The organism is Candidatus Phaeomarinobacter ectocarpi (assembly GCF_000689395.1).
Classification (GTDB): domain Bacteria; phylum Pseudomonadota; class Alphaproteobacteria; order CGMCC-115125; family CGMCC-115125; genus Pyruvatibacter; species Pyruvatibacter ectocarpi.
In genome coordinates, this window is sequence record NZ_HG966617.1 from 2611023 (window position 1) to 2635720 (window position 24698).

At 57.3% G+C, this 24698-nt stretch carries 17 protein-coding genes, 1 tRNA gene and 2 rRNA genes; 10 read left to right on the forward strand and 10 right to left on the reverse strand.

Annotated elements, in window-relative coordinates; translation table 11 throughout:
* Positions 1-63: 63 nt before the first annotated feature.
* The 5 genes from BN1012_RS12505 (at position 64) to BN1012_RS12525 (ending at position 6922) form a co-directional block, all read left to right on the forward strand.
* Positions 64-2142: a TonB-dependent receptor gene (locus BN1012_RS12505; protein WP_043949863.1), complete on the forward strand. Its 2079-nt coding sequence runs from the start codon at positions 64-66 to the stop codon at positions 2140-2142.
* A gap of 307 nt (positions 2143-2449) precedes the next feature.
* Positions 2450-3955 carry an MmgE/PrpD family protein gene (locus tag BN1012_RS12510; RefSeq protein WP_043949864.1) on the forward strand — a complete coding sequence of 502 codons (1506 nt, stop codon included), beginning with the start codon at positions 2450-2452 and terminating at the stop codon, positions 3953-3955.
* A complete protein-coding gene (gene prpB, locus BN1012_RS12515; protein WP_043949865.1) occupies positions 3955-4848 on the forward strand; it encodes a methylisocitrate lyase in 894 nt (297 codons plus the stop codon). The genes BN1012_RS12510 and prpB overlap by 1 nt, the downstream gene beginning before the upstream one ends.
* 61 nt (positions 4849-4909) lie before the next feature.
* On the forward strand, positions 4910-6055 hold the full coding sequence (locus BN1012_RS12520) for a bifunctional 2-methylcitrate synthase/citrate synthase (RefSeq protein WP_043949866.1): 1146 nt from the start codon (positions 4910-4912) through the stop codon (positions 6053-6055).
* A gap of 132 nt (positions 6056-6187) precedes the next feature.
* Positions 6188-6922 (forward strand): hypothetical protein, encoded by a 735-nt coding sequence (locus tag BN1012_RS12525; RefSeq protein WP_043949867.1) that lies wholly within the window; start codon positions 6188-6190, stop codon positions 6920-6922.
* On the opposite strand, the gene BN1012_RS12530 is transcribed toward BN1012_RS12525, so the two are convergent.
* Positions 6912-8234 (reverse strand): ferredoxin reductase family protein, encoded by a 1323-nt coding sequence (locus tag BN1012_RS12530; protein WP_043949868.1) that lies wholly within the window; start codon positions 8232-8234, stop codon positions 6912-6914. The genes BN1012_RS12525 and BN1012_RS12530 overlap by 11 nt on opposite strands.
* Before the next feature lie 132 nt (positions 8235-8366).
* Here BN1012_RS12530 and BN1012_RS12535 point away from each other — a divergent pair, with 132 nt between their 5' ends.
* Positions 8367-9125: a hypothetical protein gene (locus BN1012_RS12535; protein WP_145973465.1), complete on the forward strand. Its 759-nt coding sequence runs from the start codon at positions 8367-8369 to the stop codon at positions 9123-9125.
* A gap of 8 nt (positions 9126-9133) precedes the next feature.
* Here BN1012_RS12535 and BN1012_RS12540 read toward each other — a convergent pair whose 3' ends face one another.
* Entirely contained in the window at positions 9134-9922 is a 789-nt protein-coding gene (locus BN1012_RS12540) for a thioesterase family protein (protein ID WP_043949870.1), read from the reverse strand.
* Positions 9923-10092: 170 nt separating this feature from the next.
* On the opposite strand from BN1012_RS12540, the gene BN1012_RS12545 reads away from it, so the two are divergent.
* Positions 10093-10581: a winged helix-turn-helix transcriptional regulator gene (locus BN1012_RS12545; RefSeq protein WP_043951050.1), complete on the forward strand. Its 489-nt coding sequence runs from the start codon at positions 10093-10095 to the stop codon at positions 10579-10581.
* Here the strand turns inward: BN1012_RS12545 and BN1012_RS12550 are convergent.
* Complete coding sequence (locus BN1012_RS12550; protein ID WP_081826383.1) at positions 10578-12203, reverse strand: glycosyltransferase family 39 protein; 1626 nt, start codon at positions 12201-12203, stop codon at positions 10578-10580. The two genes, BN1012_RS12545 and BN1012_RS12550, sit on opposite strands and share 4 nt — an antisense overlap.
* A gap of 170 nt (positions 12204-12373) precedes the next feature.
* On the opposite strand from BN1012_RS12550, the gene BN1012_RS12555 reads away from it, so the two are divergent.
* The 3 genes from BN1012_RS12555 to BN1012_RS12565 all read left to right on the forward strand — a co-directional run bounded on the left by BN1012_RS12555 (position 12374) and on the right by BN1012_RS12565 (position 17168).
* The gene (locus BN1012_RS12555) at positions 12374-13249 is read left to right on the forward strand and encodes a sensor histidine kinase (RefSeq protein ID WP_171815967.1); all 876 of its coding nucleotides are present in this window, start codon (positions 12374-12376) and stop codon (positions 13247-13249) included.
* Positions 13250-13264: 15 nt separating this feature from the next.
* Positions 13265-14947 (forward strand): ATP-binding protein, encoded by a 1683-nt coding sequence (locus BN1012_RS12560; protein ID WP_052535244.1) that lies wholly within the window; start codon positions 13265-13267, stop codon positions 14945-14947.
* A gap of 208 nt (positions 14948-15155) precedes the next feature.
* Positions 15156-17168 (forward strand): methyl-accepting chemotaxis protein, encoded by a 2013-nt coding sequence (locus BN1012_RS12565; protein WP_043949872.1) that lies wholly within the window; start codon positions 15156-15158, stop codon positions 17166-17168.
* A 75-nt stretch (positions 17169-17243) separates the two neighbouring features.
* Here the strand turns inward: BN1012_RS12565 and BN1012_RS12570 are convergent, their stop codons facing one another.
* The 7 genes from BN1012_RS12570 to BN1012_RS12600 all read right to left on the reverse strand — a co-directional run bounded on the left by BN1012_RS12570 (position 17244) and on the right by BN1012_RS12600 (position 24530).
* The gene (locus BN1012_RS12570; RefSeq protein WP_043949873.1) at positions 17244-18098 is read right to left on the reverse strand and encodes a universal stress protein; all 855 of its coding nucleotides are present in this window, start codon (positions 18096-18098) and stop codon (positions 17244-17246) included.
* A gap of 2 nt (positions 18099-18100) precedes the next feature.
* Positions 18101-19576 carry a SulP family inorganic anion transporter gene (locus tag BN1012_RS12575; protein WP_122381408.1) on the reverse strand — a complete coding sequence of 492 codons (1476 nt, stop codon included), beginning with the start codon at positions 19574-19576 and terminating at the stop codon, positions 18101-18103.
* 202 nt (positions 19577-19778) lie between these two features.
* The gene (locus BN1012_RS12580) at positions 19779-20354 is read right to left on the reverse strand and encodes a hypothetical protein (RefSeq protein WP_145973466.1); all 576 of its coding nucleotides are present in this window, start codon (positions 20352-20354) and stop codon (positions 19779-19781) included.
* 178 nt (positions 20355-20532) lie between these two features.
* The gene (locus BN1012_RS12585) at positions 20533-21210 is read right to left on the reverse strand and encodes a nitroreductase (RefSeq protein WP_043949876.1); all 678 of its coding nucleotides are present in this window, start codon (positions 21208-21210) and stop codon (positions 20533-20535) included.
* 120 nt (positions 21211-21330) lie between these two features.
* Positions 21331-21407 (reverse strand) — tRNA-Met (locus BN1012_RS12590).
* Positions 21408-21576: 169 nt separating this feature from the next.
* Positions 21577-21691, reverse strand: a 5S ribosomal RNA gene (rrf, locus tag BN1012_RS12595).
* Between the two features lie 100 nt (positions 21692-21791).
* Positions 21792-24530: ribosomal RNA gene (locus tag BN1012_RS12600) — 23S ribosomal RNA — on the reverse strand.
* Positions 24531-24698 lie beyond the last annotated feature (168 nt).

Consider the following 24698-nt stretch of genomic DNA (forward strand, 5'->3'; position numbering starts at 1 on the left):
ACGCATATTGCTCGCCCAATAGGTGCTTGCGGCAGTGTTCCTGCGGCTTTATTGCTGTGACCCATGGAAAATACCCGACCAAACCACTTGGGTTTGGCAGTCGCCGCATCGGCTCTGCTAGCCGCCACCGCTTCTTTCGCCACCGCATCCGTAGCCCAGGAAGCCGCTGCGCAGTCCGCTGTCGAGCTGGATCCTGTGGTGATCACGGCCACGAGGTCGCCGCAGCCGGAAAGCGAACTGGCAGGCAACACGTCAGTTGTTGAAAGCGACGAGATCGAACTCGTCAGTCAGGACAACGCGGCTGAACTGCTCAACCGCGTGCCAGGCGTCTATGTGCATTCCAATGACGGACAGGAGCACCTGACCTCCATTCGTTCACCGGTTCTCACCGGCGGTGCCGGCCAGGGCTCGTTCCTCTATCTCGAAGACGGAATCCGCCTTCGTGCAGCTGGTTGGGGCAACGTCAACGGCCTGTTCGACGCGCAGTTTGAAACAGCGGAGCGCATCGAAGTGGTGCGCGGCCCCGGCTCCGCGCTCTATGGCTCCAACGCTGTGCACGGCCTCATCAATGTCATCACACCGGACCCCAGTTTCGTTGCCAAGCGCACGCTGTCGTTTGAGACGGGCGGCCACCGCGACAAGGGCACGGCGGATGTTACTGGTGCAATCACGGACAACACAGCCTATCGCGCCAGCGTGGCACTGCTGGAAGACGAGAGCTTCCGCGAACAGGCCAGCGTGGGCCAGCAAAAGGCAACCGTCAGTCTCCTGCATGAGTCCGGTGCCGACACTTTTAAATTTCTGATTTCGGGTCAGAACCTGAACCAGGAAACGGCTGGATTCATTCGCGGCTTTGAAGCCTATCGCCAAAGCGACATCGCGCGGTCCAACCCCAACCCTGAAGCGTTTCGCGATGCCTGGTCACTGCGCACATCCCTGCGCTGGGACCGCGAAATCAGCCCGGCAATGACACTGTCTGTCACGCCCTTTGCGCGCGTCAACGACATGGAGTTCCTGCGCCACTTTGTGCCCGACCAGTCTCTTGAGGAAACCGGCCACTGGAGCGCCGGCGCACTGACATCTCTTTATGTGGACCTCGAAGGCGGCCACTCAATCGTTGCCGGTCTCGACCTTGAGTACACCAATGGCTACCTCAAGGAGACCCAGTCGCGTCCGACTTTTGGAACATTTACCCAAGGCATCCATTACGACTTTGAAGCCACGCAGACTGTTGTCGCTCCATATGTTCATGCGGAATGGCAGGTGGCCCCGAAAACCCGTGTCACCACCGGCGTGCGCTTTGACTGGACGCGCTACGACTATGACAACAGGACGGCGTCCAACACGGTAGGTCGTTTTCAGCGCGCCGCAGACCGCACGGACGACTTCTTCAACGTCACGCCGAAGCTCGGCATCGTCCATGAAGTAACGGAAGGCACGGAGGTTTACGCCAACATCTCCCGTGCCGCACGCGCACCACAAGTGACGGACCTCTATCGCCTGCAGCGCAATCAGGTCGTTGGCGATATCGATTCAGAAACGCTGGACAGCTACGAGGTCGGCGCACGTACGCAGGTCGGTCCCGTGTCCGCCTCACTCGCCGGGTTCTATGCCGAGAAGGACAACTTCTTCTTCCGCGACGCAGACGGCTTCAATGTGACAGACGGCGAGACATCCCATCGCGGCATTGAGTTTGATGGCACAGCGGACCTGCCGCTGGGTTTTGATCTCGGCGTGTCCGGCACCTACGCGGTGCATCAATATGAGTTCGACCGGCCCATCACAAGCGCGGCCCAGCAGACGGAAGCGATCCGGTCCGGCACCGATGTGGATAGCGCCCCGCGCTGGACAGGGAACGCACGCCTGGGCTGGGAGTTCATGGACCGCGCACGGGCGGAACTCGAATATGTGTTCGTCGATGAGTATTTCGTCGATGCCGCCAACATCAACGAGTATGACGGCCACAACGTGCTCAATCTGCGCGCCCGTGTGGACGTAACTGAGAATGTCCAGGTCACAGGTCGCATCATGAATATCGGAAATGTGGAATTCGCAGAGCGGGCGGACTTTGCTTTCCGCAGTTTCCGCTATTTCCCGGGCGAACCAAGAACGGCCTATATCGGCACGTCTGTTTCGTTCTAAGCGCCTTCCACACAACAATCGTTCGATGAACCCGGCTGACCCCCCGTTGCCGCTGCGTCAGCCGGGTTTTTCGTTTTGCGTACAAGTGTGTAAGCAGCGCGCTCACCCTGCGCTAAATGCGGCCAAAAGCTTGACTCACAAAGGGAAAAAGCCAAAGTGGCGCCCAAATTGGATGCACGCGTAGCTGCTGCACGCATTTGTGCGCGCGCCAATAAAAACGGGTCCCCTTAAACCCTGTCCGTGACCCGGCCTGTCCTCAGGCCCGCAACCGGATATCGCAACAAAACCGATCGAGAGAAACTTCCCCATGAAGAAGCACAAAGTCCGCGTCTATCCATCCAAGAAACATCTGCCGCGCGAGAAGCAGCTCGCCTGGAAGATGGCCGAAGTCTGCGCTGACAAAGTGCCGGTCGAAAAAGACGTCGAAGCGATGATCATCAACCGCGTGATCGACAACGCGTCCGTCGCCATCGCCTCCGTCAACCGCCATGCACCGGCAACCGCACGCGTGCAGGCACTGGCACATCCGCGCAAAAACGGCGCAACCGTGTTCGGCATGCCGAACAACCAGCGTTTCCACGCTGAGTGGGCCGCATGGGCAAACGGCACGGCCGTTCGCGAACTCGATTTCCACGACACCTATCTTGCTGCTGACTACTCACACCCCGGCGACAACATTCCGCCGATCCTGGCAGTCGCTCAGCAGACCGGCCAGACCGGCAAGAACCTCGTTCGCGGCCTCGCAGCCGGTTACGAACTCCAGGTCGACCTCGTAACGGGCATCTGCCTCCACGAGCACAAGATCGACCACATCGCTCACCTCGGGCCATCAGCTGCCGGCGGCATCGGCGCGATGCTGAAACTGCCGACAGATACCATCTATCAGTCAATCCAGCAGGCGCTACACACTACGGTGTCAACGCGTCAGTCGCGTAAGGGTGAAATCTCATCCTGGAAGGCGTTTGCACCATCCCACGCTGGCAAGCTGGCCATCGAAGCGGTCGACCGCTGCATGCGCGGTGAAGGTGCACCCTCACCAATCTATGAAGGCGAAGATTCAGTCATCGCGTGGATCCTTGATGGTCCGACTGCTGACTACACTGTGCCACTTCCCGGTGCCGGCGAGCCCAAGCGCGCGATCCTGGAAACCTATACCAAGGAACACTCTGCGGAGTACCAGAGCCAGGCGCTCATCGACCTTGCGTTCCGCATGGGTGAAAAGATCGACGACTTCGACAAGATCAAGGAAGTCGTCATCCACACGTCACACCACACACATTATGTGATTGGTACGGGCGCAAACGACCCACAGAAGATGGATCCCAAGGCCAGCCGCGAAACGCTGGACCACTCGATCATGTACATCTTCGCCGTCGCCCTTCAGGACGGTGCATGGCACCACGTCAAGTCATACGCACCCAAGCGGGCCGCTCGTCCGGACACCGTGCGCCTGTGGCACAAAATCCGCACCACGGAAGATCCAAAGTGGACAGAGCGCTACCACTCACGTGACCCGAAGGTGAAAGCATTCGGTGCGCGCATCGAAATCATCTTCAAGGACGGCACTCAGCTGGAAGACGAAATGGCTGTGGCCAACGCGCACCCTTACGGCGCACGTCCGTTTGAGCGTGAGCACTACATCAACAAGTTCATGACGCTGACAGACGGCATCATCACCAAGAACGAAGCTGATCGTTTCATTGAAACAGCTGAGCGTCTTCCCAAGCTCAAGGCAGATGAACTGGGCGACCTGAACGTCCAGGTGCCTGCAGCGAAAGTGAAGCGCATCGCCGACAAGAAGGGCATCTTTTAATGCTGAATGTCACGAAGACCGCTGCTGAAAAGCGCAAGGCCTTCAAGGACGGGATCAACTCGGGGACGCTTCAGCGCGTCCCCGGGGCTTTCTCTCCCCTTGTAGCCCGCCTGCTGGAAGAACAGGGGTTTGACGGCATCTACATTTCGGGTGCCGTGCTCTCTGCTGATCTTGGACTGCCGGATATCGGCCTGACCACTCTTTCTGAAGTGGCCACCCGTGGCTATCAGATTGCCCGCTCCACCAACCTGCCTTGCCTCATTGACGTGGATACGGGCTTTGGGGAGCCCATGTCCTCCTACCGTACGATGGTGGAAATGGAGAACCAGGGCTTGGCCGGCTTCCACTTGGAAGACCAGTTGAACCCCAAGCGCTGCGGCCATCTCGACAACAAGGAAGTGGTGCCGACGGAAGTCATGGTCCGCCGCATCAAGGCTGCTGTTGAAGCCCGCAAGGACCCCAACTTCACCATTATGGCCCGCACAGACGCGCGTTCCATGGAAGGTCTGGAAGCTGCCATCAATCGGGCAAAGGCCTATGTGGATGCCGGTGCTGACGCCATCTTCCCGGAAGCCATGAAGGACGAAAGCGACTTTGAAGCTTTCCGCAAGGGCATTGATGTTCCCATCCTTGCCAACATGACCGAATTCGGGAAATCCGATCTGCTCACCACCAAACAGATGCAGAATCTCGGCATCAATCTGGTGATCTATCCGGTCACCAGCCTGCGTCTTGCCATGGGTGCTGTGGAGAGCGCGTTCGAGCGCATTCGCGACGAAGGTACTCAGGAAGGCGTCGTGCCGGACATGCAGACCCGCGCCCGGCTCTATGAGCTTTTGAATTACGAAGACTACAACAAGTTCGATACATCGATCTTCAACTTCAAGGTCTGAGACGAACGACACCCGGTCTTGCGGCACACCGCAGTGGCCGGCAACAGGAGGTAAGAACCAAATGAGCGACGTACCCGCCGAAGACATCAAATACGGCCTTGCCGGTGTCGTAACCGACACCACCGCCGTTTCAAAGGTGATGCACGAGACAAACTCTCTCACCTATCGCGGCTATGCCGTGCAGGACCTGTGCAAGCATGCCGACTTCATGCAGACAGCCTATCTACTGTGGCACGGACAGCTGCCGAACAAGGCCCAGCTCGCCCAGCTGGTTGAACAGGAAATCGGCTTCCGCGCAATCTCTGACGACCTGCTCGCCGTCATCAAACGCTTCAACAAGAACGCGCATCCGATGGACACGATCCGCACCGCCGTCAGCTTCCTTGGTCAGGAAGACCCGACAACGGAAGACGCGAGCCACGAGTCAAACCTCGAAAAGTCAATCAAGATGCTGGCCCGCATCCCGACCTGCATCGCAGCTGATTACCGCTGTCGCAACGGTCTGGAGCCCATCGCGCCAAACCCTGAACTCGGGTATTCCGAAAACTTCTTCAACATGTGCTTTGGCGAAGTGCCCGCTCAGGAAGTCATCGACTGCTTCGACATTTCGATGATCCTGTATGCGGAACACTCATTCAACGCGTCCACATTTGCAGCCCGTGTGATCACGTCCACAACATCTGACATCTACTCGTCCGTTGTTGGCGGCATCGGCGCACTCAAAGGCCCGCTTCACGGCGGCGCCAATGAAGCTGTGATGCACATGATGATCGAAATCGATGATCCTGCGAAAGCCGCTCAGTGGCTGCGCGATGCTCTGGCATCAAAGCGCAAGGTCATGGGCTTTGGCCACCGCGTCTACAAGTCCGGCGACAGCCGCGTGCCAACCATGACAGAAGCTTTCTACAAGATGGCTGAAATCAAGGGCGGCGAGAAGTGGGTGGAAATGTCCAAGAACCTGGCTCAGACCATGATCGACGACAAGAACATCTATCCAAACCTCGATTTCCCGGCAGGTCCTGCATACTACCTGATGGGCTTCGACATTCCCATGTTCACGCCACTTTTCGTCATGAGCCGCATTACAGGCTGGACCGCTCACATCATGGAGCAGGTACCCGACAACAAGCTGATCCGTCCGCTTTCAGCCTATGTAGGTGAAGAACAACGCGAAGTTGTGCCCCTGGACAAGCGCACCGCCGCTTAACCACGCACACCACACAGACACTGAAATGGTCCCGGCAACTGCCGGGGCCTTTTTTCGTTCATGTTGGCGTCATCTTGTCCCCCATACTGTAATCTGAATATTCACTCGCATCACCTATCCGGGGGTCACAGGATGCGCCGCTTTCTCATCAACAGCCTCGCCATCATTGGCACTCTTGCCGCCACAGTTTTGATCTCAGCACCAGCCAGCGCGCAATATGGCGACGCACGCTCGGCCATGAGCGATCTGCAGCGCAACGCCCTCAAGGATGGGTGCTGGAAACGCTACTCAGGCAATCAAAACAAGCGCTACCAGTGCCTGAACGGTCAGGCTCACTGGAAAAACGCCCTTATTGATGGGTGTCATGCCCGCTACTCCGGCAACGGATCCAAGCTCGACCGCTGTTTGAACATGAGCAACCTCGGCGGCGGCGGTGGCTACTACGGCGGCGGCAACCAGCACGGCGGCTACTATGAGAACGATCCGTATGATGACGGATATTACAATGATGGCCCCTACGGCAATGGCCAGCATGGCAATAACCGCTATGGCAACCGGCAGAACCGCGATGGGTACTACGGCAACGACCCATATTATGGCGACAACAATGGTCGCGATCAGGGCGGCTACTATGGAAACAACAATTCCGGCGGTGGCGGGCTCTTCGGCGGCGGCGGATCATCCGGCCTGTCGGACCTGCAGCAGAACGCCCTCAAGGACGGCTGCTGGCAGCGCTACAGCGGCAATGACCGCAAGCGGCATTCATGCCTCAACGGGCAGGCCCATTGGCGCGATGCCCTGCGCGATGGGTGCTGGAAACGCTACAACGGCAATCAGAAAAAGCTGAACCGTTGCCTTAGCTACTAGCAGTCTTGCTGAAACGGCGCACGCCGCGCGCGATCAGCCAGCCCGAGAATTTGCGCAGGCCCAAATCTGACCTGATTTCAAATTCTTCGTAGTGGAATGCGCTTCGGCGCATCCCTTTGGCGACCAGGCCGTCCTTTAATGCCTTGCGCATGGGCGTGGGACCACAGAAATGCGCGTTCACGCCCTTGCCGACACCGCCAATGGCATCAGAAATCTGATCCGCAGTCAGGCGTCCGGACACAGTTGAATCCACCACATGCAATGTCAGATTTGGATCAGCAGCTGCCGCAGCCTCAAGCTCATCAAGGCCTACTGCATTGCTCTTGGATTGAACGCAATAAAACAGGTGTGTTGGTCGCGGCACCAGGTCACGTCGGCCAGACCAGGCCAGAAACGGCGTGATCCCGATACCGGCCCCAATCCAGACATCGCAGCTTCCCCGTTTTGATGACTGGAAGTGACCATAGGCCCGCGAGACTCGCGCCCGCATTCCCACCGCAAGCTCACCCAATGATCGCGTGTAATCGCCAAGAGCCTTGGCGGTGAACCGAATGGTCTTGTCCGCGTTGGGCGCCGCACTGATGGTGAAGGGATGAACTTCACTTTTGCCCGGCACAACAAAAGAGACGAAAGCAAACTGGCCGGCCCTGTGGGAGATGCCGCCCCTCAGGGGTTTAAGGCTGATGGCAACCGTATCGCCGGTCTTATCGACCGACGCCACCTCATAGGCGGCTCTACCCTGAAGAACGCCAAAGGGTACCAGTGTGTAGAGGTAGGAAAGGGTTCCGACGGCACAAATCGCCAGGACATAAACAGCAAGGGGATCACCTAGGTCGAATGGCTTGCCGATAAAGATGAAGTGCAGTGCAGACAGGACGAAGAACGCCCCCATGAATTTGTGCGTCAAACGCCAGAACTGATACGGCACCCACGTTGCAATGGTCAGAACGCCAAGAATGAGAATGCCATAAAGGCTTATCTCACCCAGGGTCTCTGCAAACTCCATCAAGCCCGTCTGGCGGCCAAGAGCCTCCATGTCGGCGTCAATCGTGTCATGGAGAAGAATGGCGACAATGGCCCCGACACCAAGCCATTTGTGCAGCACATAGATGCGATCAAGCCCGCCAAAGATTGGCTCCAGAACTGCCATGCGCGTCGCCAGCAACTGTGACAGCCCCATGGCAACCAGCGCTGTCACACCAAGATACTGACTGAACAGGGCTTCCGCATCGCGGTTCGGCGCAAGCTGTGCAAACCAGTAGGCTGGAATGGCCAGCGCGATGATGACGATCACAACACCGAAAGAACGCATGAATTTTCCTTTGCCGTCCGCTGTGGCTTTGTTGCGCCATCAAGTCAGCAACGAGCGGGACAGGCGCGAGTTTGCAGTAACACAGATAATTCCCACGCTATAGTTGCCCGATTCGGCAAATTGAATTTTGTAATGAGAACGAGTAGCGGCATGACGGCCAAAGCCAAAGACTTCGCAGAGATTTACGCCCGTTTCGGCGCGTCCATCGCGTCGCGTCATGATTGCGGGCGCTATTGCGCGCCGCTCAATGGTGGCGAGCCGGTGTGCTGCACCACCGGACATGCCATCCCGATTGTTCAAAAGTCAGAGTGGAAGCTTCTCAAGGGCCGCACGGACCTGTGGAGCAAATTTGAACCCTTCGACAAGACCAGCCGCGAAATCGTTGATGATCTCCACTCAAGCTGCAAGGCGATTGAGTGCAAGGGTGCCGCCTTTTGTGAACGTGACAATCGCACGCTCGCTTGCCGGGCTTTCCCGTTCTTCCCTTATTTCAACAAGAAGCGCGAGCTTGTGGGACTTGGATACTACTGGTCCTTTGAAGATCGCTGCTGGGTTCTGTCCAACCTTGCCAGCGTGGAAAAGGAATTCGTCGATGAGTTCCTGGACGCCTATGAGCTGCTGTTTGAAAAAGATGACGAGGAACTCGAAGCCTTCGTGGATGAGTCCGCTTCCATGCGCCGCGTCTTCTCTCGCCGCAAGGCACCCCTGCCGATCATCGGCCGCGATGGGAAGCTCTACAAGATAATGCCCAAAACCAAAGGCAAACTTGTTCCCGCCAAGCCGTCGGACTTCAAAGCCTATGGCGCCTACAAATCGCCCAAGGCGTATCGCAAGGCCGTGCGCGAAGAGAATGGCGACCCCGATGCACCCTTCCCACCGGTCGTTCGGTAGAGACTGCCCTAAGCGTCTTCAGGCATCGGCAGCAACGCCACGCTCTGGCCGGACCGCCCGATCCACCCGCGCGCGTCAAATATTTCTGCCTCGGTAAAGCCGGTCCCATTGGGGTGCCAACTGCTACGCGGCCGAACGCCGATCCACTCCCCCTCTGGGAGGCGGGAGAGATGCAGGGAAATATCTGCATTGGGCCACCCACCAGCCTTGGGACGCTCACCATCCAGATAGGTCACAAACAATGTGGCGTAGTCGGCGATGGCGATTGTTTGGGCAAACGGCGTGGAAGCTGCAGTCAGTGGCTGTTTGGGACGTACCCAGACCATGCGGGCAGCCTCGTCGTCGCGCACTTCAACTGCGGACAGATAGGTCTTGGTGTTGAAGACGGGGCTGAAATCCCACCCGGTCAAAGCGTTGGGATCACTCGGCGCGTCAGGATGAGGCTCCATGCCCGGCACTGGAACATCATTCAAAAACGCCATGCTGACCTTGGATCGTAGCTTGCCACCGGCAATGAGACTGTTCTCCACAACCGTAAGCCGCGCCCCTTCACGTACAATTTCCGTTCGGGTCTCAAACGCCTCCAGAGGGGCAGGCCGGACCAGATAGGCAGTCGCAGACACAGGCTGACCCCACCCCTTGTCGATGCCCATGGCCTCCAGTTCGCTGGTCAGCAGGCCGGACACAACACCGCCATGCAGACCGCCAAATGGACCCATCGCATGGTCCGTCGGCCGCCACTCGTCACCTGCACGTTCAACAACGGGGCCTTTGGTTTTCTCAGCAGAATTGGTCATGTACGCCCGTGCCTCATCCAAAAAAGGCCGGAAACCGGCCAAAACGATGGCTGGAAGGTGGGTTCAAAAACAAAACGCGTCAAGGTAGAATTATGCAAATCAGGGTGTGAAATGCTGCAAGTCTCTCGTCCCACACTGACCCCTTTGCCCACGTGCTGGAGCCAATGAAAATGCGCTGGAACGACCTTCCAAAAGTCTCCTGTTCCGTTGCCCGGACCATGTCCGTCATTGGCGACAGATGGACCATGCTGGTGTTGCGCGATCTCTTTCTTGGCATCCGCCGTTTTGAGGATTTCGAAAAGCGCCTCGGCATTGCACGCCCGGTTCTGTCTCAGCGACTGAAGAAGTTGGTGGAAGAAGGAGTGCTCGACAGGGTCCGCTACGAAGAGCGCCCTGCGCGGTTTGAATATCGTCTCACCCCAAAAGGCCGAGATCTCTATCCCATCATCATCACGCTTACCAATTGGGGTGACAAGCACATGGCGGGAGACGCAGGACCACCCGTCGTAACGCGCCACAAGCCATGCGGTGGCTTCATCACACCCCAACTGACATGTCCTGATTGCGGCGAGCCCATCCAGGCCAAAGACATGCAGGCGGTCCCCGGCCCCGGCGCCGAGGCAACCGAGCACCAGCCCGCCGCTTCAAAACAGGCCTAACGGCAGCGCCCTGAGCCGGGCATCAAAACTGCGGCAAACTGGGATGTCTTGTAGTCATCCGGCAGGAATGCATGGCCATGCGGCAGCCGATAGGCTTCAACGCGTGCATCATCCGGCAACCCCGTAAGGTCTGCATAGCTGAGCGCGGTTGCGGGAACCACAACGGTCGCGTCTCTTTCACCCCCGCGCCACACGATGAGGCACTGCCCGTTGGCGGATGAGCCAGCGTCACGGGTCGGTGGATCGTAGTAGCCGTAATTGAGCGCCACCACGCGAGCCGCTGGAAAATGCGTCCGCAGATTGCCGGCAATGTGCTCATCCCCGGCCAGAATGGTACCGCTGGAAAAACCCAGATCCTGCACTTTGTCAGCAAGGTCTGCATACGGAACTTCAAGGCGACATTTTCCGCAGGTGACTTGAGAGGGATACACAAAACCCGCAAGACGCCATCCAAGAGCAACCAGCGTGAGCCCGAGGATCACCCACATGAAAGCCCTGACCTGTCGGCGGTTGGGGCGGGCCGCCCGCATGGCCGCAACCAGATAGATCGGTGCCAGCAGCATCAGCGGGTGCATCCAGCGTTCTCCATAGTGAGCGACACCAGCCACAAGGACCGGGACGATCAGGACTGCGATCCCAAACAGCACGATGTCGCGCACGAGCCGAACAGGGTCAGCACCGGTTGCGCCGTGCGTGCCGGGATGTGCGATAGCCGCAGGCGCAAAGGCGCGCGGCACGATGATCAGCATCAACGGGATCAGCGGTGACAAGAACAACAAGGGTGCCCGAATGCTGGACCACAATCCCGATAGAATCTGCGCGGCGACGCCCTCAATGCCCGGACGCGCCAAGGTTGCGCTGGCCGCACCCCCAAAATCAAACCCGCTCGTAAGCGCCCATACATAGTGTGGGCCCGCCAAGAGCGCAGCCACAGCAATGGCGATCAGGGAATACCAACTGAACAACACCCGCCGATATCCCGGCTGCATCAGCATCGCGAGCAGCAAGGCGGCCAGACCGGCAAAATACGCCTGCTTGGACAGCGCCCCCATGGCAACCACGGCCCCAATGCCCGCATACGCCCATACACACTCACCAGAAGACGACGCAGACGATGCCCGTAAAACCGTGAGCAGCGTCAATGGTGCCGCCAGCGTCAAAAAGATGGTGTGCGTCACACCTTCATGGGCGTTCCACGCGACCTGAAACAGCAACAGGACGGACAAGGTCGCCAGGACAGCCCAGCCGTCATGAGCCAGCACCCGGCGTGCCGCAAAGAAGTAGGCAACAAAAGCGCCCCACAGGGCTGCATATTTGACGATCAGTGTGCTGAGCGCGCCAGGCCCCGTGATCTGGTGCACCGCCCACAAGGCCCAGGCGGGAAGAGGCGGATATTTCGGCGTCTGCCCCCAATCCAGTGTCTGCGCGTAGAGCGTTTCCCCCACCCAGTCGACGGCAATCACATCGGAGAACGGCAGGCGGACAAGCATATGCGCCAGCACATAGACGCCGGCCATGACCATCACAGCGGTCGCGGCACGCCAGCCATCCGGCCAGATTTTCAGAGTCCGGTCGATCGGAGGGGCTGAGGCTGACCTTGCGGAAGACTGGCTACGGGGCATGCGGATCCAAAAAACTCAGCTCAATTTATGAACAACGGTTCAAATTAGGGTGTGGCATTGCGGGACTCAACCTCCCCAATTCTCATTAAAAACAAGGGCTTCAGCCTTATGCGTTCATTAGGACTTACTTACTACCATTAAACTGATTGATGGTTGTTTTGGTCGAATTCATGCTGCGCAACACTGACAAAAATCCCGGCTCAAGATCGCTGCTGTCGAACTACTCCTCGACACTGGGGGCACAGATCGACCGCCGCCGCTCTGAGCTGGCACTGGTCGCATCCTCCAAGGAAGCTGAGACTGCAAGCCGCGCGAAGAGCGAGTTCCTGGCCAATATGAGCCATGAACTGCGCACACCGCTCAATGCCATTCTCGGCTTTTCAGAAATCATCCATCAAGGCCGCTTTGGCTCTGACGCTGAAAGCTGGGAGCGGTACCAGAGTTACGCAGGCGACATCCACGAGGCAAGCACACACCTGCTCCACGTTGTGAACGACATTCTCGATATGTCGCGCATCGAAAGCGGGCGCCTGGAACTCGATTTCCAGGAAGTATCCGCGACAGATCTGTTTGCGGGCATCCAGAACATGCTCGCCGAACGGGCCGAACAGGCGCAGCTGACACTGACCATCGACATTGAAGACGGTCTGCAGAATCTTGAGGCCGATGAGCGTCGCTTGAAGCAGACGCTCATCAACCTTGCCGGCAATGCCATCAAGTTTACGGACGCAGGCGGCAAGGTAACGCTCGGCGCACGCAAAGCCGGTCTGGGTGTGGCCCTTTTTGTGGCTGACACCGGCATTGGCATGACACCAGGCCAGTTGGCCACAGCCATGGAACCCTTTCGCCAGGTGGACGGGACACTGGCTCGCCAGCAGGAGGGCACCGGTCTTGGTCTGCCCCTCGCAAAAGCCTTCGCTGAACTGCACGACGCCACATTCAGCATTTCGAGCACGCCAGGTGCCGGCACCACAGCACTCATTCGCTTTCCAATACACCGCGTCAGGAAGTCGGCACCGTTAGCAATGACGGCAACCGTTGATTAGGGGGACAACGGTCACATGGTAGAGACAAAAAAACTCAGCAGCATCGGCGAGACCACGCCGCGCCTCGCAGCCACGGCAGGTTTTGCGATCGGTCGTATTGTGTCGGTCTCCGGCGCACAGGCCGTTGTGGTTCTGGACAGCGATGAGCATGGCAAACCCACCGGCGGCACACCCTCCATGGGCTCGCTGGTCAAGATCATCAGCCGTGAAGGCCTGGTGATTGGCATTGTTTCCGGCCTCAGCATTCCGGTGCCGGCCAGCCGCGCCGACGAGCATGAGCTCAAAATTCTCGAAATCGAAATGGTCGGCGAGATCATCACCGCACGCGACGGCGCACAGAACCGAAACTTCCGACGCGGCGTATCAGCATTTCCCACACTTGGATCTGAAGTCCATCTGGCTGCCGGCGAAGACCTGAGCGTCATCTTCAGCAGCGACGCCACAGGTCTCGTGCGCATTGGATCGATCCAGCAGGACGAGAACATTCCTGCGCACATCATTCCAGATGATCTGCTCGCGAAACACTTCGCGGTTGTTGGCACCACTGGCACCGGCAAATCATGCGCGGTCTCGCTCATTCTGCGGGGCATGATGCAGGAGCACAAAAACGCTCACATCGTGGTTCTTGATCCACACAATGAATACGCCCCGGCCTTCGGCGATCAGGCGGAAGTCATTGGACCCGAGACGCTTCAACTGCCTTACTGGCTGTTGAATTTCGATGAGCTTGTCGAAGTTCTCCTGGGTGGCGAACCCGGACGCCGGGTCGAAATGGAAGTGCTGCGCGAAATTATTCCGATCGCGAAGCAGAATTACCGCGCAGGCGCAGGCGAAGCATCATCCCTCGTCCGCAAGACGCCAAGCGGCGGCGGCAACACAATCACCGTCGATACCCCCGTACCCTACCGCATCTCGGATTTGATCCAGATGCTGGACACGATGATGGGTAAACTCGACAAGCCCGAGAGCCTCGTCCCGTACAAGCGTCTGAAGGCACGCATCGAAGCGCTGACCGTCGACGGACGTTACGCCTTCATGTTCGGAGGCCTGACCGTGCGCGACATCATGCGTGATGTGATCGGTCGCATCTTCCGTGTGCCCGTGGAAGGCCGCCCCATCACCGTGATGGACCTGTCCGGCGTCCCCGCTGAAATTCTCAACGTGGTTGTCTCAGTCGTCTGCCGTATGGCCTTTGACTTAGCCATGTGGAGCGATCGTCAGGTGCCCATCACCATTGTCTGCGAAGAAGCACACCGCTACGTGCCACGCAACGCGGCACTTGGCTTTGAACCAACGAAGCGCGCCATCTCGAAGATTGCCAAGGAAGGGCGCAAATACGGTGTGAGTCTGTGCGTGGTTACTCAGCGTCCATCAGAGATTGATCCCACGATCCTGTCTCAGACCAGCACCATTTTTGCCATGCGCCTGACAAACCAGAACGACCAGGAAATTGTGCAGGCAGCTGTGTCAGACGCCGCGGTCAGTCTCCTTGAGTTCCTTCCATCCATGGGCAATGGCGAAGCAATTGCCATTGGTGAAGGCGTCCCTCTGCCCATGCGCATTCGGTTCGACCGGCTGCCTGATGGATTTGCGCCTCGCTCCAGCGGGGCCTCCTTCTCAGAGGGTTGGAAGGAAGATCGCGGCAGCGCTGAATTCGTGGATGCCGTCATCGATCGCTGGCGCGGCCAGCGCGACTAAAACCCACGAAGGAAAAAGCCGTCACCTGCTGCGGTTTCATGCTGACCAACCACTCGCCCATAAGCTGATTGGCCAGACATCTCTCAACCATTCACGATTTGTTATCTCGCCTGTGCAACTTATAGGGGAAGTTTGAAAACCCGAGAGGCCTGCTTGGCCGTTTTCAAACCAGCCAGAGGGGACGCTGTGCTGACAGGAGGGCAATTCAATGAATTGGCTCAACGATATTCGAATTCAGACCAAAACCTTCGGTGGATTTGGTCTTGTGCTGACCCTACTGGTCGCCATTGGCGGCGTCTCAATATTTGAACTGCTACGCGGCAGCGATACGTTTCAGTCCTATCGGGAACTGGCGCGCCAATCCAATGCCTTGGCGGAAGTCGCGACCCATATGCGCGATACCCGTCTGGGCGTGAAAGACTTCATAATCCGTGGTGATGAAGCCAGTGCGAACCGCGTACGGACTGCTCAGAAACTCGCCATTGAAGCCGCAGAAAGCGCGAGAGCACTCAATGCGGACGTCACGAAAGACGAGCTTCTTACAACCATCGAAAATGATCTCACCGCTTATGAGAACGCCTTTGAGGAGGTCGTGTCATTTCGGGCTGAACGCGATGCGCTCGTCAATGAAGGGCTCAACGCGATTGGGCCTCAGATCCGCAAGAAGCTCTCCAGTATCATGGAAACAGCGGCACGCGACGGTGATACGCCGGCTGCCTATCGCGCAGGCGTTACGCAAGAACACCTGATGCTTGCTCGATTCTACGTCCAGAAATACCTCGTCGATAATATGGAAGCAGATTTTGACCGCGTTCTTGGTGAACTCGAGGCAATGACAGCTGCTACAGGTGCCATGCTGACGGAATTGCAGAATCCACAGCGGCGCCAACTTGCAGGTGAGGTAATGGAAGGTGCCGCAGCATACAGCGATACTTTCAAACAGGTTCACACCATCATTGTTGAACGCAACGCCATCATTGCCAACAGACTGGATGCCGTCGGCCCTCAGATCATGCAGGCGACGACCAATCTGGTAAGCGAGGCCACGGCCGAGCAGGATCGTATGGGGCCACAGGCGACAGCAGCTATGCAGAATGCCGTTCTCGTGGTGATCGTCGCGGTGTTGCTTGCCGTCATGGTCGGTGCAGCCGCGGCGTGGCTCATCGGCAGCGGTATTGCCAAACCGATTGGTGCAATGACAACCGCCATGCGACGCCTGTCAGGGGGTGACAAGGACATTGATATTCCTGCCGCCAACCAGAAGGACGAAGTCGGTGAAATGGCCGAGGCGCTCGTTGTCTTCAAACAATCAATGATTGAAGCAGAACGCCTGCAGGCCGAGCAGGCTGAAGCCCAGGCCGTTCAGCTCGAGCGCGCCAAGCAACTCGAACAGTTGACGGCAAACTTCGACGAGACGGTGTCCAATGTCCTGCAAAGTGTCGCCGGTGCGGCAGAAGAGATGCAGGCCACGGCTCAGTCCATGTCCAGCATCGCGGATCAAACCCGCACACAGGCGTCGACTGCAACAAACGCCTCCACGGTGACATCAACAAACGTTCAGACCGTTGCGTCTGCAGCTGAGGAGTTGAGTTCATCCATTCGCGAAATTGCCCGCCAGGTAGAGCAATCTGCAGGCGTGGCGACCCGTGCGGTGAGCCAGGCTGATGAGACGCAGGGAACTGTCCGCCAGCTTGCTGAAGCTGCTGACAGGATCGGCGAAGTGGTGAGTCTCATAAGTGACATTGCTGAGCAGACCAACCTCCTGGCCCTCAATGCAACGATTGAGGCCGCGCGCGCCGGTGAGGCCGGCAAGGGCTTTGCCATTGTGGCATCAGAAGTGAAAACCCTGGCAACACAGACAGCGAAGGCCACGGACGAAATCGGTCAGCACATTGGAGATATCCAGAGTGCGACCGGTGGTGCCGTGACCGCCATTGAGTCAATCGCCAAGACGGTAGATGAACTAAATGGCATTTCCACATCCATCTCCTCGGCAGTGGAAGAGCAGTCTGCAGCGACAGGTGAAATCGCCCGTAACGTGCAGGAAGCCGCCGGCGGGACGGATGAAGTTTCACGGTCACTAACGGGCGTGAACCAAGGCGCCGATGAAACCAGTCGCGCCGCGACACAAGTGGTGGATGCCGTGGGCGAACTCACCGGCCAGACATCCAACTTGCGTCGGCAGGTTGATGATTTCCTGGAAGATGTAAAAGTCGCCTAGGGCGTAGACATACGATACAAAAAGGCCCGCTGTGCAATTCGCACAGCGGGCCTTTTTCGTTTGGAGTTGCTCTGCCTAGCGGTAGAGCAAAATCGGGATCATGCAGGAGCGGATCATTTCCGTTGTCGTTGACCCGATGATCAGGTTGCGAATGCGGGAATGCCCGTATGCTCCCATCACCAGCAACCCATATCCACCCGCTTCAACCTCTGCTGCAATGACCTTCTCAGATTGCCCCGGCTTGATGTCACAGCTCGTTTCATATCCAGCGTCACGCAGCTGCGACGCCGCATCTTCAATCTGAGTGCGGGATGCCGCGGTTTCCTGACCGACCATCAACAGGTGGCAGGCAATGCCGGAAAAGATCTGGCTGCGGATCATATGATCAATTGCCTTACCCACACTCTCACCGCCATCAAAAGCGATCAGAAGCTTTGAAGCAGGTTCAAATTTACGCGACGCCACCAGCACGGGGCGCTGGGTTGATCGCACCACACGCTCAAGGTTTGAGCCCAGATGCAACTTGGCAAAGTCTGCAGCCTCGCCACGCTTGCCCACCACGATCATATGCGCATCGAGCTCAAGTTCCTGAATCGTTTCGGCGATGTCGCCATAGCGCAGGGATGTCGTGACGTCAGACACGCCGGCATTCACGATGTGATCCTTTGCGTCTTCAAGCAGGGCCCGCCCGCGCTTTTGCGTCAGCTTGGCTTTTTGTGCGTCAAGCTCGGCAAGTTCTTCAAGCAGGGCCGTGCGGGCGCCAAGTCCGATATTGCCGCTGAAGTCCGCCTTGTCGGCAGCCCCTTCACGGCGGCCAAGCACATGCAGCAGTTCGACGCTGGCCCCAGCCCGGTTGGAAACCCACGCGGCGGCATCACACACACTGTGCGCGTAAACAGAACCGTCAATAAGAGCGATCGTTTTCAACATGGCTAGTGGCCCATTACTTTTTCTAGAGCACCTGGTTCATCCTTGATGCTCAGTTCATCCACAATCGTCTCGCTGGCTTTGTTCATACCAATCAGCTCGACCTCAGCGCCTTCACGGCGGAACTTGAGCACCACAGAATCGAGCGCCGTGACGCTGGAGATATCCCAGATGTGCGCCCGCGATACATTAATGGTGACATGTTCCAGCGCTTCTTTGAAATCAAAGGCCGCCAGGAAGTCCTCGACGGATGCAAAGAACACCTGACCCTCGACCACATAGGTGCGCGCTGTGCCTTCGTCGTTGACATGCGAGGTAACCCGGAAAATCTGCGCGATCTTGCCTGCAAAGAAAATCCCTGACAGCAGCACGCCGACCAGAACGCCGATAGCAAGGTTATGGGTGGCAACAACGGTCACAACCGTTGCCAGCATCACGATGGACGAACTGCGCGGGTGATTGCGCAAATTCTTGATGGACGACCAGCTGAACGTCCCGATGGACACCATGATCATGATTGCAACAAGCGCGGCCATGGGGATCTGCTTCACCCAGTCGCCCAGCACGACAATGAGAAAGAGTAGGAAGACGCCTGCGCAGAAGGTAGACAGCCGCCCGCGCCCGCCTGACTTCACATTGATCATCGACTGACCAATCATCGCGCACCCGGCCATGCCGCCGATAAAGCCGGTGGCCGTATTGGCAACGCCCTGCCCGATGCACTCCTGATTGCGGTCACTCTTGGTATCGGTCAGGTCATCCACGATCGAGGCTGTCATGAGGGACTCAAGCAAGCCAACCGCAGCAACCGCAGCGGAGTAAGGCAGAATGATTTCCAGCGTTTCCCACGTCAGCGGAATATCCGGCAGCAGGAAGATGGGAAGCGTCGACGGCAGCTCGCCCATATCGCCCACATTGCGCAGGTCAAATCCGAAATAGAGCGTCAGGGCCGTCAGCACGATGATGCACACGAGCGGTGACGGCACCGCCGTCGTGATGCGCGGGAACAGGTAGATGATGGCAAGACCACCGGCGACCATCACATAGGTCAGCCAGGGCACGCCGATCAGCTCCGGTAGTTGCGCCATGAAAATCAGGATCGCCAGCGCATTCACAAAACCGGTCATGACCGACTGAGAGACAAACCGCATCACCTGCCCAAGCCGCAGGAAGCCCGCTGCAATCTGCAGCAGCCCCGCAAGCACCGTCGCCGCCAGCAGATACTCAAGTCCATGATCGCGCACCAGCGTGACCATAAGCACCGCCGTCGCTGCCGTTGCGGCAGAGATCATGCCCGGCCGGCCCCCAACGATGGCCGTGATCACGGCAATTGAGAACGACGCATAGAGCCCGACCTTGGGGTCAACGCCGGCAATGATGGAAAACGCGATGGCTTCCGGGATCAGCGCCAGAGCCACCACCAGGCCCGACAGCACATCACCACGAATATTGCCGAGCCACTCATGCTTGAGCCGCGGCAGAGAAAACTGAGACAAGCGAGAACTCCGCTTCAGAACGCAAAAACAAAAGAGTGCGCCCGGCAGAGAACCGGAACGCACTCTTGTTGCGCCGCACAATACAATAGTCGGTCAGAGTTGCACCCACCGCCAAGGGGAACCTGTCATGCAAGCCCGGTGAACCTTGCAGACTGTGATCTGGCGCCGCCAGCGCGATTTAGGAATATTAGCCCGAGACTTTTATTCGGTCCGGATCGACAATCTGATTTGTGCCACCCGACCGGCAGAAGCGCATATTGGCGACATAGGCCGTCTCTTTTGCCGTTGTGCTCGCATCAGGTCTTTGCACTTTCGGCATTAGGTCGGAGATCACTTCATCGGTGGAGTAGGAAGCCTTGGCTTCATCAAAGTCGTTTTCGGCACCATATCGAACCGTCAATTCGACGACAGGGTTGGCATGGTGAAGCGAACACCTCATCTCTGCGCGCGAGCGTTGTACGATGAACCGATCAAATCCGCGGGACTTGCCTAGCTTGGCCGAATGCACAAGTGCGAGGTCCTGAGCCTGGGCCACGGTCGTCACTTCGCTTCCGACGGAATTGATGACAAACGTCTTATCGTCGATCTGTTTGTCCCCATAGCCGGTCGCCGGACCATCGGCCTCAAGGTTAAGCCAAGAGCGCTCTTGATAGGTGGTGGGCGAGAACGCCCAAGACCGCAGTCCTGCTTTGGCTTCTGGTGAGCACCCGCTCAAGACAATTGCCGCACCAGCCAAAAACACAGCCGCACATATCTTAGCCAAGATCATCCGCCCCCAAATCAACAGCACTACAACCTCTCTAAACCATGCCGCACAGACGCCAAACGGGTCAATGCAATGGGAAACGATTCCGCCACAACGTATCCCCAAAAAAGCCCGCCGGCAGGAGCCAGACGGGCCTTGTGATCTTGGGCGTCTCGGGTTCACCCGAAACTGAACTTTAGTCGTCGAACCCCCGAAACACGGCTGCTTCGTCAACGCTCTTGCGTTCCGAGACCACGGCATTGGCCGGAAAAGTCTCGTCCGGCCAACCCAACGCCACGGCCTTCATGATGACCTGATCATCCGCAATGCCGGCATGTTCGCGCACCACAGGCGACTGCATGATGCCCTGACTGTTGATGACGGCCCCCAGACCACGAGACCACGCCGCATTGACCAGAGCGGTTGTGACGGCGCCGCAGTCAAACGGCGTATCATCGCTCTCAGCAAGATTGCGGTCATAGGTGACGATCACGCAGACAGGCGCGTCGAACTGGCGGAAGCCGCGCAACACCCAGTCCTGGCGCCCTTCTTTGTCTTCGCGGGCAATGCCCATGGCAGCAAACAATTGCTTCGCTACGCCAACCTGACGGTCGCGGTGCTTACCTTCAAAGGCCTGGCCGATGCGAAACTCGCGCGAATGCGGCACACCGGCCAGATTACGCTCAGTGTTGCCCGCACGAATGCGATCCAGCGGCTCACCGGAAATGACATAGAAGCTCCAGGGCTGCGTGTTCATGGAAGACGGCGCCCGCATGGCCAGAGCCAGGACTTCCTCAATCAACGCCTTTGGCACAGGATCTGGTTTGTAGCCACGGATACTCCGGCGGCCCAGGATTACGTCATCAAATTGCATCGGTCGTCCTCTGGAATTTTTCGATGCCACGAAGTATCGGCTATTGCCGCACAGAACAAGCCAAAGCCCTCAAAACGCAAAAAGCCCCCGATGCGAAAAGCATCAAGGGCTTTTTGAGTTTGGTTGCGGGGGCAGGATTTGAACCTGCGACCTTCAGGTTATGAGCCTGACGAGCTACCGGGCTGCTCCACCCCGCGCCAATACGTGTACGCCTCAAAAGCGACTTGCGTCTCCATCAACGAAGGCTGACGGGGCCAAAGTCGGCTTGGAGCCGCGTCATGCTGAAGAGAGCGTGTGTTCTACGGCCAAAGCGGCCAGTTGTTTCATGAATTGAGGGATCTTAATCCTACACGCTGTGTTTTGCAGGCCCGGCAACGACCTACTCTCCCACGCCTTAAGACGCAGTACCATCGGCGCTGAGGAGTTTAACGGCCGAGTTCGGGATGGGATCGGGTTTAGGCTCCTCGCAATAATCACCGAGCCGGCAAAAAACAGCGAGTATGAGTATGAATACACCGGAATTTGTATCAATAACCGTCACATACTGACCAAGTCAGCCGTAACGGGCATGGGTAATGAGAACGATCAAACCGATCGAGCGATTAGTACTCGTTAGCTTCACGCGTTACCGCGCTTCCACACCGAGCCTATCAACGTGGTGGTCTTCCACGGCTCTCAAGGGAGAACTCGTTTCGAGGTGGGTTTCACGCTTAGATGCTTTCAGCGTTTATCCCGACCATACATAGCTACCCGGCTATGCTGCTGGCGCAACAACCGGTCCACCAGAGGTATGTCCATCCCGGTCCTCTCGTACTAGGGACAGATCCTCTCAATTCTCCTACACCCACGGCAGATAGGGACCGAACTGTCTCACGACGTTCTAAACCCAGCTCACGTACCTCTTTAATTGGCGAACAGCCAAACCCTTGGGACCTGCTCCAGCCCCAGGATGAGATGAGCCGACATCGAGGTGCCAAACAACCCCGTCGATATGGACTCTTGGGGGTCATCAGCCTGTTATCCCCGGCGTACCTTTTATCCGTTGAGCGATGGCCCTTCCACGCGGGACCACCGGATCACTATGACCGACTTTCGTCTCTGCTCGGTTTGTCAACCTCGCAGTCAGGCAGGCTTATGCCATTGCACTCAACAACCGATTTCCGACCGGTCTGAGCCCACCATCGCGCGCCTCCGTTACTCTTTGGGAGGCGACCGCCCCAGTCAAACTACCCACCATACATTGTCCCAGGCGTTGTAGCGCCGTGGTTAGACATCAATAAGGACAAGGGTGGTATTTCAAGGGTGACTCCACTCGAGCTGGCGCCCGGGCTTCAAAGTCTACCACCTATCCTACACATGTCGTCACTAATGCCAATGTAAAGCTGTAGTAAAGGTGCACGGGGTCTTTCCGTCTAACCGCGGGTAGCCCGCATCTTCACGGGCAATTCAATTTCGCTGAGTCGATGCTGGAGACAGTGGGGAAGTCGTTACGCCATTCGTGCAGGTCGGAACTTACCCGACAAGGAATTTCGCTACCTTAGGACCGTTATAGTTACGGCCGCCGTTTACCGGGGCTTCGATTCAAAGCTCTCACCTCTCCTCTTAACCTTCCGGCACCGGGCAGGCGTCAGACCCTATACGTCGTCTTGCGACTTCGCAGAGCCCTGTGTTTTTAGTAAACAGTCGCTACCCCCTGGTCTGTGCCCCCTATACCTGGTTGCCCAAGTATAGGGCCCTCTTCTCCCGAAGTTACGAGGGCAATTTGCCGAGTTCCTTCAGCATCGTTCTCTCAAGCGCCTTAGTATACTCTACCTGTCCACCTGTGTCGGTTTAGGGTACGGTCGTTATGGAGGGGCTATTTCCTGGAACTCCTTCTCAGCTAGTCCAATCCAATAAGGACTAACCATATACGGAATTCGTCACCACCTCCCGGCCCAGGAATATTGACCTGGTTCCCATCGACTACGCATTTCTGCCTCGCCTTAGGGGCCGGCTAACCCTGCGCAGATTAGCTTTACGCAGGAACCCTTGGACTTTCGGCGAGAGGGTCTCTCACCCTCTTTATCGCTACTCATGTCAGCATTCTCACTTCCGATATCTCCAGGTGCCCTCGCGGGTCACCCTTCACAGACTTACGGAACGCTCCGCTACCGCGTACAAATCCCGAAAGAAATGTACACCCGCAGTTTCGGTGAATGGCTTAAGCCCCGGTACATCTTCGGCGCAGGAGCGCTTGATCAGTGAGCTGTTACGCTTTCTTTAAAGGGTGGCTGCTTCTAAGCCAACCTCCTGATTGTCACTGCACTCCCACATCCTTTCCCACTTAGCCATTACTTAGGGACCTTAACTGGCGGTCAGGGCTGTTTCCCTTTTCACTACGGACCTTAGCACCCGCAGTGTGTCTGCCGCGCAGTACTCCTCGGTATTCGGAGTTTGGTTAGGTTTGGTAAGACGGTGAGTCCCCCTAGCCCATCCAGTGCTCTACCCCCGAGGGTATTAATCGCGACGCTCTACCTAAATAGATTTCGCGGAGAACCAGCTATTTCCAGGTTTGATTGGCCTTTCACCCCTAGACACAAGTCATCCCCGCATTTTTCAACATACGTGGGTTCGGTCCTCCAGTGCATGTTACTGCACCTTCAACCTGCTCATATCTAGATCACCTGGTTTCGGGTCTAATCCGACAAACTCATTCGCCCTATTAAGACTTGCTTTCGCTGCGCCTACACCTATCGGCTTAAGCTTGCTTGCCAGATTAAGTCGCTGACCCATTATGCAAGAGGTACGCTGTCACCCAGGACGGACCTTGGGCTCCAACTGCTTGTAGGCATCCGGTTTCAGGATCTGTTTCACTCCCCTTGTCGGGGTGCTTTTCACCTTTCCCTCACGGTACTGGTTCACTATCGGTCGCTGAGGAGTACTTAGGCTTGGAGGGTGGTCCCCCCACGTTCAGACAGGATTTCACGTGTCCCGCCCTACTCGAGGATAAATCTGTTTTCTACCTGTACGGGGCTATCACCCGCTGCGGCGCAACTTTCCAGAAGCTTCCAGTTCTTACAGAAATATCACAGGCCTGGTCCGCGTTCGCTCGCCACTACTAACGGAGTCTCGGTTGATGTCCTTTCCTCCGGGTACTTAGATGTTTCAGTTCCCCGGGTTCGCCTCCCTTTCGGGATACACCTTACGGTGTGGGTTTCCCCATTCGGAAATCTACGGATCAAAGGTTGCTCTCACCTCCCCATAGCTTATCGCAGAGTGCCACGTCCTTCATCGCCTCTCAGCGCCGAGGCATCCACCAGATGCCCTTTTAACGCTTGATCGTTCTCATTATCAATGCCCGCCACAACTCCAAACCCTGTGCGAGTTTGAAGAGCAATCCAATCAATCTCCGGTTCTTGCAGACCATCGATTGTGGATCTGGGTATTGATCGGCCAGACACATGCTGCAGCCGTTCAAGAGCGTTGCCGTTCTCAAACCTTGCAGCATT